At 43.1% G+C, this 13371-nt stretch carries 9 protein-coding genes; 4 read left to right on the top strand and 5 right to left on the bottom strand.

Annotated features, from left to right (window positions below):
- Nucleotides 1–957 precede the first annotated feature (957 nt).
- From A1232T_RS08455 to A1232T_RS08445, 3 genes are all read left to right on the top strand, one after another.
- Entirely contained in the window at nucleotides 958–3177 is a 2220-nt protein-coding gene (locus A1232T_RS08455; RefSeq protein WP_077449011.1) for an NADP-dependent isocitrate dehydrogenase, read from the top strand.
- Between the two features lie 339 nt (nucleotides 3178–3516).
- A complete protein-coding gene (locus tag A1232T_RS08450; protein ID WP_208606936.1) occupies nucleotides 3517–5739 on the top strand; it encodes an NADP-dependent isocitrate dehydrogenase in 2223 nt (740 codons plus the stop codon).
- A gap of 163 nt (nucleotides 5740–5902) precedes the next feature.
- On the top strand, nucleotides 5903–6511 hold the full coding sequence (locus A1232T_RS08445; protein ID WP_208606935.1) for a pseudouridine synthase: 609 nt from the start codon (nucleotides 5903–5905) through the stop codon (nucleotides 6509–6511).
- 73 nt (nucleotides 6512–6584) lie between these two features.
- On the opposite strand, the gene A1232T_RS14250 is transcribed toward A1232T_RS08445, so the two are convergent.
- From A1232T_RS14250 to A1232T_RS08435, 3 genes are all read right to left on the bottom strand, one after another.
- Nucleotides 6585–7085 carry a DMT family transporter gene (locus A1232T_RS14250; RefSeq protein ID WP_208606934.1) on the bottom strand — a complete coding sequence of 167 codons (501 nt, stop codon included), beginning with the start codon at nucleotides 7083–7085 and terminating at the stop codon, nucleotides 6585–6587.
- Nucleotides 7061–7546 carry an EamA family transporter gene (locus A1232T_RS14245; RefSeq protein WP_208606933.1) on the bottom strand — a complete coding sequence of 162 codons (486 nt, stop codon included), beginning with the start codon at nucleotides 7544–7546 and terminating at the stop codon, nucleotides 7061–7063. The genes A1232T_RS14250 and A1232T_RS14245 overlap by 25 nt, the downstream gene beginning before the upstream one ends.
- Before the next feature lie 174 nt (nucleotides 7547–7720).
- Entirely contained in the window at nucleotides 7721–9631 is a 1911-nt protein-coding gene (locus A1232T_RS08435) for a M61 family metallopeptidase (protein ID WP_077449008.1), read from the bottom strand.
- A gap of 605 nt (nucleotides 9632–10236) precedes the next feature.
- Here A1232T_RS08435 and A1232T_RS08430 point away from each other — a divergent pair.
- The gene (locus A1232T_RS08430) at nucleotides 10237–10719 is read left to right on the top strand and encodes an FKBP-type peptidyl-prolyl cis-trans isomerase (protein ID WP_077449007.1); all 483 of its coding nucleotides are present in this window, start codon (nucleotides 10237–10239) and stop codon (nucleotides 10717–10719) included.
- Between the two features lie 165 nt (nucleotides 10720–10884).
- On the opposite strand, the gene phoR is transcribed toward A1232T_RS08430, so the two are convergent.
- Both phoR and phoB read right to left on the bottom strand, forming a co-directional pair.
- A complete protein-coding gene (gene phoR / locus A1232T_RS08425; protein ID WP_077449006.1) occupies nucleotides 10885–12324 on the bottom strand; it encodes a phosphate regulon sensor histidine kinase PhoR in 1440 nt (479 codons plus the stop codon).
- Nucleotides 12325–12470: 146 nt separating this feature from the next.
- Nucleotides 12471–13172, bottom strand: coding sequence for a phosphate regulon transcriptional regulator PhoB (gene phoB, locus A1232T_RS08420; RefSeq protein ID WP_077449005.1), 702 nt, complete (start codon nucleotides 13170–13172; stop codon nucleotides 12471–12473).
- Between the last annotated feature and the right edge of the window lie 199 nt (nucleotides 13173–13371).

Genomic DNA, 13371 nt, shown 5'->3' with positions numbered 1-13371 from the left:
TAACGCTTGGGTCTGAGCAAAACTGCTTTTAGTATCCATAGTTGCTTTCATACCAGCATGTAGATAACCGTTTGGGTGAGTGTGATTGTGTACGAGTTGTTGATATCGTTTGATGAGCCTCGTATCTAGCTCCATTTTATCTATGCCATACTGGAAGATTCTATCATTCTTTTTTGCTCTTTTTAAGTTGTGTAGATACCTATGCCCTGAAGTGGGTGGTTTTACGGCGACCGGTGATAAATTCCGTTATGTTAGTCCGCTAATGTTAGATAGTATCTAGATTGGAGTTACCCCAGTTGTTTTTCTTTTATTGTTTTTCATTTAATATAGGGCGCTTATACTAGCGTATCAAATCCTAACCCTTTTGCTGTCACAATTTGCAAAAGCGGATATTTTCTATAAATTAAAATAACCTTATCTAAATCAATAACCTATAACAAACCAATCGTACTGTTTTAAAGATTATAGCAATCTGCCCTTGAAATCTGCTATTAGCGGACACAAAAAAGCCATCTATAAAACTATAGATGGCCTCAATACCTCTTTGATCATTTTAAACACAACAATAATGTGGATAAGGATGATATCAGAGCGGATGACTGGTAGAATACGCACTTACTAGCTTAATATAAATCTTATACATAGGATATAAGCGAAAATAGTATAATTGGTTCAATATACGATATTGACATCACGACGATTTTATAGTTTGGACTGGCTGTAAAATCCTAAAAACGCCTAGGTAAGCATCTGTTATTTGCTGTATTGATGATTGTCATTCAGCTTCTTATTTAGGTTTATTTAACCAAAAACCAATCAATGTCCTCTCTTTTTATATGAGACATTGTCTTGTGTTTTTTGACAAAAAAGTCCGTATTACTTTGTTCGATTTAGTGTTCAATTTAGATAGTTTCCAGACTTACTATTCACTTCAGCCTAGAGGAATAAACGACCATAATGTCAAAAATTATTTATACAAAAACCGATGAGGCTCCTGCTCTAGCAACGCTATCATTTTTGCCTATTGTTGAAGCATTTACCAAAACAGCAGGCATTTCTGTTGAAACAAGTGATATTTCAGTTGCCGCACGTGTGCTAGCAGAATTCCCAGAATACCTGACTGAAGAGCAGCGTGTTCCTGATAACCTAGCTGAGCTTGGCCGTTTAACACAGGATCCAAATACTAATATTATCAAACTGCCTAATATTAGTGCGTCTGTTCAGCAGCTTAAAGCCGCTATCAAAGAGCTTCAAAGCAAAGGCTACGCGCTTCCTGATTTCCCAGAAGACCCACAAACTGACGAAGAAGTTGAACTTCGTAAGCGTTATGGTAAAGCACTAGGTAGTGCGGTTAACCCTGTACTTCGTGAAGGTAACTCAGACCGCCGTGCACCAAAAGCGGTTAAAAACTATGCGCGCAAACACCCACACTCTATGGGTGAGTGGAAACAGTGGTCAAGCACTCACGTATCACACATGCATGGTGGCGACTTCTACCATGGCGAGCAATCAATGACGCTAGACAAAGCCCGTACCGTTCGTATGGAGCTATTGCTAGATAGTGGCGAGACTAAAGTACTTAAGCCTGAAATCAAGCTTAAAGACAAAGAAGTTATCGACCTAATGTTCATGAGCAAAAAAGCATTGCTTGAGTTCTATGAGCGTGAAATGGAAGACTGCCGTGAAGCAGGTATCCTGTTCTCACTACACGTAAAAGCGACCATGATGAAGGTATCTCACCCAATCGTATTTGGTCACGCCGTTCGTATTTACTACAAAGATGCGTTCGAAAAACACGGCAAGCTGTTCGATGAGCTTGGTGTAAACGTGAACAACGGTATGGCTGATTTGTACGAAAAAATCAAAACTTTACCTGAATCAACACGTGATGAGATTGAGCGCGACCTACACGCCTGTCAAGAACACCGCCCACGTCTAGCCATGGTTGACTCTGCTAAAGGCATCACTAACTTCCATTCACCAAGCGACGTGATTGTTGACGCCTCTATGCCAGCTATGATCCGTTCAGGCGGTAAGATGTGGGGTGCTGACGGCAAAATGTATGACTGTAAAGCAGTAATGCCTGAGTCTACTTTCGCTCGTATTTACCAAGAGATGATCAACTTCTGTAAGTGGCATGGCAACTTCGACCCAACTACTATGGGTACGGTACCAAACGTTGGTCTAATGGCTCAAAAAGCAGAAGAGTACGGTTCACACGACAAGACGTTTGAATCAAGCGATGCGGGTATTGCTCGTATTGTAGACGTTGATACTGGCGAAGTATTGATGGAACAAGCGGTTGAGAAAGGCGATATCTGGCGTATGTGTCAGGTGAAAGATGAGCCGATCCAAGACTGGGTTAAACTTGCCGTTACTCGCGCTCGCGAATCAAACACGCCAGTTGTGTTCTGGTTAGACCCATACCGTCCACACGAAAACGAACTAATCAAGAAAGTTCAAACTTACTTGAAAGACCATGATACTGAAGGTCTACACATTGAGATTATGTCTCAAGTACGTGCAATGCGTTACACGTTAGAGCGTGTGGCTCGTGGTCTAGACACCATCTCTGCAACGGGTAACATCCTACGTGACTACCTAACTGACTTATTCCCAATCTTAGAATTAGGTACCAGTGCGAAGATGCTATCAGTAGTGCCTCTAATGAAGGGTGGCGGCTTGTTTGAAACAGGTGCCGGTGGTTCTGCTCCTAAGCACGTTCAGCAGCTAATTGAAGAAAACCACTTACGTTGGGACTCTCTAGGTGAGTTCTTAGCGTTAACGGTATCTTTAGAGCATCTAGCGAAAACTCAAGACAATCCAAAAGCACAAGTATTGGCAGACACGCTAGATAAAGCTACTGAAAAGCTATTGGTAGAAAACAAGTCACCATCACGTAAGACTGGTGAGCTTGATAACCGTGGTAGCCACTTCTACCTAGCGAAATTCTGGGCAGAAGAGCTTGCTACTCAAGACCAAGACGCTGAATTAAAAGAGAAGTTCTCTTCACTAGCGAAGACGCTTGAGAGCAACGAAGATGCTATCGTGAAAGAGCTAATCGAAGTTCAAGGCAAGTCAGTAGACATCAAAGGCTACTACTATGCTGACGAAGAACTTGCTCAAAGCGTTATGCGTCCAAGCAAAACGTTCAACAATGCTATCGCGTCTCTATAAACAAGTGGCTTGAGTTAGAAGATAATAGATGCTTCTAATAGTATCCTTATATTCTAAATTAAAGTCGCAAAAACGCCCCATAGATTAATCTGTGGGGCGTTTTTTTATTCAGTATATTCGCTATGACCCGTTTACCCCTATCCTCTTCCGGATTATTTATTAACCCGATACGTTAGATACGATTTGTAAACTGACGTCAAAGCCAACAGTTTAGTAATATTACAGAGTAATCAATAGATACTGATTAATGGCTTATGGAATAAGCCTAATCTTTAAAGCAAAACTTAGCCGCTGTATAACAAGCGTCTCATTTATAACAATAAAAAGGATTAAATAACGATGTCAAAAATTATATACACCAAAACAGATGAAGCCCCTGCCCTAGCCACTCAATCATTTTTACCTATTGTAGAAGCCTTTACACAGACCGCCGGCATTAACGTTGAAGTCAGTGATATCTCATTAGCAGCTCGAATTTTAGCTGTCTTCCCTGACTATCTGAAAGAAGATCAGCGTGTGCCCAATGCCCTAGAAGAGCTTCGCGAACTGGTTTTAAAACCAGAAGCAAACATCATTAAACTGCCTAACATCAGTGCTTCTATTCATCAGCTAAAAATGGCCATCAAAGAGTTACAAGAAAAAGGCTTTGCGATACCAGACTTCCCTGACAACCCACAAACGGACGAAGAAAAAGAGATTCGGGCTCGTTTTGATAAAATCAAAGGCAGTGCGGTTAACCCAGTCCTGCGTGAGGGCAACTCTGATCGCCGCGCACCAAAAGCAGTGAAAGCCTTTGCCCGTGCTCACCCTCACTCTATGAAACCATGGAGCCCAGACTCGAAGACTCACGTGGCAACCATGGCCTCATGTGACTTTGTTGATGATGAAAAATCACTCACTATTGAAAAGCCAACTCAGTACCGTGTGGTTTATATTGATGAAAGTGGCAATGAGACTGAACTTAAAGCACCTGCGCCACTAATTGAGGGCGAGCTTCTCGACACATCCATTTTATGCTTTGATGTGTTGAGTAACTTCTTAGAAGAGCAAATTCAAGACGCTAAAGAAAAAGGGGTATTGTTCTCAATTCACCTAAAAGCGACGATGATGAAAGTCTCTGACCCGATTTTATTTGGTGAAGCGGTAAGAGTTTATTTCAAAGATTTATTCGCCAAACACGGCAAAACGTTTGATAAAATCGGTGTCGATGTGAATAATGGCTTTGCTCAGTTATTATCAAAAATCCAAGAGCTACCGGACGATCAGCGTAAAGAAATTGAAGCCGATATTCAAAAGGTCTATGACACCAACCCACCTCTAGCCATGGTCAATTCAGACAAAGGCATTACCAACCTACATGTGCCAAGTGATGTGATTGTTGATGCCTCCATGCCAGCGATGATACGCAGTGGCGGTCAAATGTGGGGGCCAGATGGTGAGCTTCACGATACCAAAGCGGTCCTTCCTGACAGTAGCTACGCGGCTTTATATGACGAGACCATTAAGTTCTGTAAAGAACATGGCGCGTTCGACCCAACCACCATGGGCACGGTGCCCAACGTAGGCCTAATGGCTCAAAAAGCTGAGGAATATGGCTCGCATAACACCACGTTCCAACTGCCTGGTAAAGGTAAAGTGCTGTTGCTTGATGAGGACGGCAATGTACTCACTGAACACGCGGTCAAAAAGAATGATATTTGGCGTATGAACCGTGTCAAAGATGCCCCTATCCAAGACTGGGTGAAACTTGCGGTAAATCGTGCCCGTGCAAGCGGTATGCCTGCCATATTCTGGCTAGATAAAGATCGTGCTCACCACGCTGCCTTAATCAAAAAAGTAGAGCATTATCTTAAAGATCACGACACAGACGATCTTGATATTCGTATCATGTCTATTCGAGAAGCGACTCGCTTTACGCTAGAGCGCCTCATTGCCGGCAAAGACACGCTGTCTGTTACGGGTAACGTCTTACGTGACTATCTAACTGACTTGTTCCCAATTCTTGAGCTGGGCACCAGTGCTAAGATGCTGTCGATTGTTCCTCTAATGAATGGCGGTGGTCTGTTTGAAACAGGTGCTGGCGGTTCTGCACCAAAGCACGTTCAGCAAGTACTCGAGGAAAACCATTTACGTTGGGATTCATTAGGTGAGTTTTTGGCATTGTCTGTCTCGCTTGAGCATGAAGCTGAGCATGGCACAGACCAAAATCCAAAAGCGCAGATTTTAGCCGACACCTTAAGTGACGCTACCGAGAAGTTACTATTAAACAATAAGTCGCCTTCTCGTAAAGTGGGTGAACTTGATAACCGCGGTAGCCACTTCTATTTGGCACTATACTGGGCGCAAGAACTGGCAAATCAGGACAAAGACCCCGCGCTTAAAGAGCGTTTCACGCCATTTGCTAAAGCACTTGCTGACAATGAAGAGACCATTATCAATGAGCTCAATGCCGTTCAAGGCAAGCCTGTAGACTTACAAGGCTATTACTTCGCTGATGATGATGTCGTGAAGCAAGTTATGCGCCCAAGCAACACCTTTAACGAAGTTCTGGCTTCTTTATAGCCGGTTAACTTCTAAAGTTGGTTTAGTTTAAGATTAGTCTCTTATTCCAATCAAAACACCCTAATGCTACAAGCCTTGGGGTGTTTTGATTTTACAAGCTTTGGCTCATGATAGAATAAAGCCATTAACTCCAAATTCCATTTCTTAAAACATTAGTTCTCTTATGCCTTCAGTTATCCTATTTAACAAACCTTATGGCGTGCAAAGTCAGTTTAGTGATGATGCCAATAATAAATTTGCGCCACTGTCGCAGTTTTTTACAGACAAGTCGCTCCGTGTGGCCGGTCGTCTCGATGCTACCAGTGAAGGGTTGTTATTATTAACTTCAGACGGTCAAGTTAATAAGGCAATCACTCACCCACCCAAAGCCAATGCAGGCCGAAAGCAGGGCAAAACTTACTTGGTGCAGGTGGAAGGTATTCCTACGCCTGAGCAATTAGATCAGCTGCGTAAAGGCGTGGTATTAAAAGATGGCAAAACTTTGCCCGCTGAAGTTCAGCATGTGAGTGAAGAAGAGTTACCCATGCCACTCTGGCAACGGGACCCGCCCATTCGTGAGCGAAAAAGTGTGCCGGATTCTTGGCTAATGATGACTATCTATGAGGGTAAAAACCGCCAGGTGCGTCGCATGACGGCCCATGTGGGACTGCCTTGCTTGCGCTTAATTCGTTGGTCAGCGGCAGGTTTTGAGCTGGGTAATTTAGCGGTTGGAGAGTTTGTAAGAGTGCACTTGAACGACAAACGCTTAAAAGAGCTGGGCGTTAGACGTTAGCTAACTGATACAGTATTTAAGGATAAAAGAGAGAAAAATAAGCGGCTTTAAGACGCTTATTTCGTGAAGTATATCAGTTACTCTGGTTATTTAGCTGCTTGTTACCTTTAAGCTCGGCCTCATGTTGAGCCTCTTCCCACAATACTTCTACTGGGTTTTGACGACGCTCGTAATGAGTGACGAATATCACCGAAGCGATAATCAGTGCAGAACCCACCCATAACATTCCTGGTGGCACCCAACCAAACACGATAAAGCCTGCCAGTACATTAAGGGGCAGTTTGATGTGGTCAAAGGGCTGCACGAAGGATGCATCGGCCACTGAATAAGCCTTCGCAATCGCCCATTGTGCAAACGCAGTCAATCCACCAATCGCAATGAGCAATGCCCAAACATGCCAATCACTGGGTAGCTCAAACTTAGGTAAACCAAATGCTAAGTTAAAGGGCAACATTAATACTAATAGATAAAAAACAAGGGTCGTTGGGGTATCACGGCTGACCGTAAACTTGGTCATCAAAGAGGCACTGGCCCAAAAGAAAGCCGCTGCTACGGGCAATAAACTGGCCCACATAAACCCATCAGACCATGGCTGTAGCACCAACATAGCACCAACATGGCACCAATAAATCCAACAAGGGTCGCCAGCCAACGAGCACCACTCACGGATTCTCGTAAAATAAGACCTGAGCCAACAGTGGCAAATAAGGGCGACACCATCAGCAGAGCAATGCCCTGCCAAATCGGTACGGGATAAGCCAGAGCCCAAGTCCAAAGCTGAATACCAATAACCGAAACGCCGACTCGTATCACATGCAGCAGTCTAAAGTCTGAAGACACCGCAGTACGAATGGCACCGGTACGCATTAACGGCAAAAACAGCAACAGCGCAATGCCGTATTGCAATAGTACGGCAGCTCCCGAGCCTATTCCGTAATTAATCCCCAAATACTGTAAGGTTGTATTGATGATTGCAAACATAGTGCCTGCAGCAATCATCCAAAAGGCGCCCTGCAAAGGCTGATGATAAGACATAGATTATGCTTCTAAGTAAAATGGGAAATGATAGCTGAATACCAAGAATTGAAAATAAGATATCTTAAATAATTAAGTTTTATTTAAGTAATACAAGAAATACTGCAGTGGGTCTAAAATTAATTTCTTTTAGCCACCCACTGCAATATATCTCTTTAACTATAGCCTAACAAATTAGTTGACGAAGCCTGGCTGCAACCACTCTTCAAATCCAGACTCATTTAAGCTTAAAGTCACTTTCTCCAAGCTTGGGTTTGCTCCAACGCCTGACTGAGTTTGATTTCTAACCTCAAAGCTCATTAGCTCATCACGGCGAAAGGCATGACAGGTTACCGATTCAAGATTTGACTCGGCCACGCTTTGTAGCTGTTTTTTGGTCGCTTTAATCCCATCAATGGCGACAATCACATCTTTAGCAGAGATACCGGCTTCACTGGCCACACTGTCTCGTAACACTTTGGTCACTTGTAAGCCTTCACTACTCTCACTAAAGCTCATACCCCAGGCCTGCGTATTGTCTTTGCTGTCTTCAGTTATCTTGATGCCATTGGCTTCTAGTAGCTCATAAATCGGAAGCTCTTCTACACCATCGACATATTTGGCTTTGAAATCTTGCCAAACGGCTTTATCCATAAACTGACCAATAACCGATTCTAGATTATCGTTATCCATACCGATACGGATACGATTACCCGCCTCGCCCTGCTCTTTGGCCAGTTGATAGAAGGCCTTCACCACATCAAATAAACGGTACTTGCCCGCGCTTTGCTGCATCAAGGTCAAGTCTAAACATAGAGCTACTAGAGCACCCTTGTTGTAATAGCTGATGCCAGCATTACCGGTATTTTCATCGGCGCGGTACAGCTTAATCCAAGCGTCATAACTTGATTCAGCCACGCTTTGTAACGCTCGACCATGAGTTTGAGTGTAACGATTAATCTGCCCTTGTAGCAGCTTCAAGTAACTCTTAGCACTGACAACACCCGATGCTTGAAGCATAAAGTCGTCAATATAAGAAGTGAAGCCCTCAAACACCCAAAGTAGTGGCGTATATGCCTCACGACGTAAATCGACGTTCATCATCACATCAGGACGCACTGTTTTTACCCACCAAGCATGGAAGTATTCATGGCTACACAGGCCTAAGAAGCGCTGATAGCTGTCACTTGGCTCATTAGCTTCTGCTGCTGTGGGCAAATCACTACGTGGGGTTACCAGACTGGTTGAGTTGATGTGCTCAAGACCGCCATAGTCATTACCACTGGCATAAGTCATGAAAGTGTAGCCATCATAGTCTTTGCCACCAAAAGGCGCGTCCCCTAGCCAGCTGACAAAAGTTTGGCAAATTTGCTTCACATCCTGCTGCAATCTGCCCAAATTAGCACTGTGCTTGCCTGAGATATAAAAGCGGTGCGCAATGGTATTGTGCTTACTGTCCTGCACAATAAAATCAAACTCATCTTGCGGCGCAATCTCAAACGGATAATCAATCAGTTCATGATAGTTTTCAGCCTGCAAATGATAATAGTGCACATTGTCACTATGTATATAAGTGGGCTTTAAGCCGCAAGCGATTTTAACCTTCTTATCTGTGTTATTTAGCTCATAAAAGTCTTGAGGCACACTTAGAGTTACTGAGACAGGGCTCTGATCTAAGCCTTCCACAGCCAAGGCTAGTGAGGTAAAGTTGCCATAAAGACGGGTTTGATCCACATAGGCGGTGCGCACTGACAAGTCATAGCAGTACACCTCATAAGTGACTTGTAGCGTATCTCCAGCTTTAACTTCAGTAAGCTGCCATTCGTTTTTGCTAAGTTTACCGGCCCTATACCCCTCATCTTGATCAGCCAGCTGATAATGAACCGCAGTAATATTGCGAGCAAACTCACGCATTAAATAGCTGCCTGGAATCCAAGCGGGCAACCACAAAGTAGGAGCGTCCTGCTCAGCGGTAAAGCTCAAAGTAACATCGACCAGATGCTGCTTGAAGCGGCTAAAATCTAAATGGTAATCCACAACAGATGGGCTTGAATGAGTGGCATTGTGCGAAGGTGACTGACTGTTGATACTCTGCAAAGTGGTCATAGTTAGTGTTTATATCCATTGTAATGAATTTAAAGTAAAAACTTTCTGTAATACAAGACTCTCTATAATAAGAGTAGGCCCGTTTTTCATCTAAATTAAATATATTGTCCGTACTATAATGGGCAAAGCGAGGGGAGATAGAACTGCCTCTATCTCTTATGCTAATCCGCTTATTTTATTCCTTAGATATTGATTAAGTCGGGGGCTTTGGTCCAAACTTCAACCTTAAAGGGGTAGATTGCCTTAAGTCTTTGTTACTATTTATGCCTATCTTAGAGAAGGATATGATAAAAAACTGCCGTTAAAATGAGCAAAAAAACAGCCAAATCCTGTTCTTTTGCGGATTTTCGGGGCTTTTTTCGCCTTTATTGAATAAAAAAGCTTAATTTTTTGTAAAAAACTTAGCAATTTGGCGATTAATTTGAGAACATGACTTGAAACTTTTATCTATCACCGCAATCTATTAGACAAGGCAATTAGCAGAGGTGTGGCTGAATAAACGGTTAGCTGTCATTGTTAGCTTTATATTTGACCCCTATAAGCACCCTACTTTATTGTATTATTAATGAACATATAGAACGCCTATATTTATTTGAGGAAATTTTATGACAACAATCGCAAAAGATACTGCCGTACGTTTTAACTACATCCTAAAAGACGAAAGTGGCAACGTTATCGACCAGTCACAAGGTGAGCCTCTAGCTTATCTACATGGCCATAACAACATCATCCCAGGTCTTGAGAAAGAGTTAGAAGGCAAGTCTGCTGGCGATTCACTAACAGCGGTTATCGAACCAGCTGATGCTTATGGTGAATATCAAGAGCAAGCAGTACAACAAGTACCTCGCGCTAATTTCCAAGGCGTTGATAACATCCAACCTGGCATGCAGTTCCAGTCTGAAGCTGAAGGCCAAGTTATGCTAGTTACTGTTACTGACGTTAACGAAGACACAGTAACTGTAGATGCTAACCACCCACTAGCGGGTAAAAAACTAAGCTTTGACGTAGAAATCGTTGAAGTACGTGCTGCTACTGAAGACGAATTAAACCATGGCCACGTTCATGGCGTTGGTGGTGTACAACACTAATAACTGCTCACACCAGTTAATTTGATATCTTTAGGGTAATTTATCCCTTGGTATTAATAAAAAAGAGCCGCTCACACTTAGTGAACGGCTCTTTTTTTATGGGTGTGTCTCAATCTGGTATCCGAACTCTGTATGGCAATACCTTATCACAATCACATCAAACCATTACTCTTCTGGCTCTTGAGGTTGAGGGCCGGTCAAAAGTAGCGGCTTCTCAGTGTCACTGGCTTCTATAACCTGTTGCGCCTCTTCTTTCTGCTTTTTCTCTGTTTTTTCACGATAAATACAGCGGGCTGGGAAAAATACGCTAAAAGTTGATCCCTTATCCTCCTCAGACTCAACTTTTAATTTAGCACCATGCTGATAGAGCACGTGTTTGACAATGGCTAACCCTAGCCCTGTGCCCCCAGTGCTTCTACTGCGCCCGCTATCTACTCTATAAAAGCGTTCCGTTAAACGTTCAAGATGCTCGGGTGCAACTCCAATACCATTGTCTTGAACCGAGAATAAGCACCCGTCTTTTACTTCTTGCCAAGTAATTCTGACTATGCCGCCTTTGGGCGTATATTTTATGGCATTGATGACTAAGTTTAGTAAGGCGCTATTAAGATAACTATAGGAGCCATAGACATCCAGCTGGGAGTCGATATGCAAATCAATCAGGTGGCAATAGTCTCGGTTATAAGCCTGAGCATCATCGAAGATACTGGTCATAAGCTTAGGCATATCAACCCGCTCAGAACTAATAGCCTCTTCATTCTCAAGACGAGACAACAGCAGTAAATCATTAATAATACGATTCATCCGCTCTGTCTGCTGGGTCATTAAACTAAAGCCACGTTGCCACTTGGGGTCTAAATCTGGCTGATCAGAGAAGGTCTCGATATACCCCATCAATACAGTTAAAGGGGTACGTAGCTCATGCGATACATTGCCCACGAAGTCTTTACGCATCTGCTCTAAATGCTGTAAGCGGGTCACATCATAGATAATTAGCAGTTTTTCGGTACCAAAATGAGTGACTTCACATTGCAAAAATCGCTCATAATCCCGCCAAGAGCGCAAACGCACGCCATCATTGGGAGAGACAGCGTTGACATAATAATCGGTAAACTCGGGGACATTAATAAGGTCCAAAATACTGCGACCCTGATCCTCTGAGCGTAACTCTAATAAGGTTTCAGCCGCTTGGTTCCACCACTCCAAACTGTCATCTTTATCGAGCAAGATAACCGCGTCCTGCAAGGCCAGCAACGAGCTACGAATTTTTTTAATCAGCGCCATCATTTTTTGATGAGTCATTTGCTCTTGTTTTTTGCTCTCATACAGCTGATTGGCCATAAAGGTCATGCTGCCAGATAGCTCAGGGGGTGGCAAAGTTAAAGACTTCCTCATCCAGCCATAGAACTGCTGCACCGCGTAAAGTCGCCAGACGTTGTATATGAGCAGCCCCACGATGATGCCCAAAGGTACCGAGTCGATGATATAGTACCCAAATAGTGTGCCAAGCAGAGTTAAGGTGATTAACCACTTAAAATCTGACCATAGCAAAGTAGACCGAGGGCTTTCGTTACTAGCGACAGGCTTTGGCTTAAAGGAGCTCATGATAGTCTCAGTTGAAAGATAGATAACTGTATATTAGGTACAAAATATTGGGTACAAACCGCCCTAAATACTGTCTAAATTTGCCTCACATTATGAAGCAAAAAGTCTGACTAAAACAGTCAGACTGCTTGTATAAAAAGAGCCATTTAGCCATTTACTTGGGTTGAGAAGCGGTAGCCCGTACCCCGTACTGTTTGGATAAATTGAGCATAATTATACGGCTCAAGTACTTTACGCAAGCGTCGAATGTGCACATCAATGGTTCTATCTTCTACATACACATTACCACCCCACACCTGATCTAGCAGTTGTGTTCGCGTATAAGCGCGCTCAGGATGACTCATAAAAAAGGCCAGCAAGCGATATTCCGTCGGTCCTATTTCTACCGGCGTACCATCTGCTGACAGACGTTGGCTAACAGGATCTAGGCTTAAACCTTGTGCTTCAATAGGCTTATCACCCGATAAAGCACTGCTACGACGTAGAACGGCTTTGATTCGTGACACCAACTCACGGGTAGAAAATGGCTTAGTAATATAATCATCGGCGCCCGCATCTAGGCCTTGTACTTTATTATCCTCCTCCCCTCTTGCGGTGAGCATGATAATGGGGACCTCTGATAGCATCTCATCTTTTTTGAGACGACGACACAAGTCTATGCCCGATTGATTACCAGGCAACATCCAATCTAATAAAATCATGGCAGGTCGATGATCTACCACTTGGTTATGGGCTTCATTGACATCTTCAGCCTGCAGACACTCAAATCCTGCCATCTCTAACGTGGTAACTATCATTTCACGAATAGCCGGTTCATCTTCTACAACCAATATGGTTTCCGTATTCATCTTATCTGTAGTCCTTTAGTTTACATGTCTGATATTGATAAGGTTATTGCTAACATCAGTATCAGCCCACTGTAATTTGGCTCATAAAATTATGACCGTTATATTACAGCTTATTATTGTGACAATTAGATGACAATATAAGAACTTATTAGGTTAAGTTATCATTTTAATCAAAAACTTACCCTTATATAAATTAGTG

The organism is Psychrobacter pasteurii (genome assembly GCF_900162815.1).
GTDB lineage: Bacteria > Pseudomonadota > Gammaproteobacteria > Pseudomonadales > Moraxellaceae > Psychrobacter > Psychrobacter pasteurii.
The sequence above is the reverse complement of the archived record's forward strand: the minus strand, read 5'-3'. Positions and strand labels throughout refer to the sequence as shown.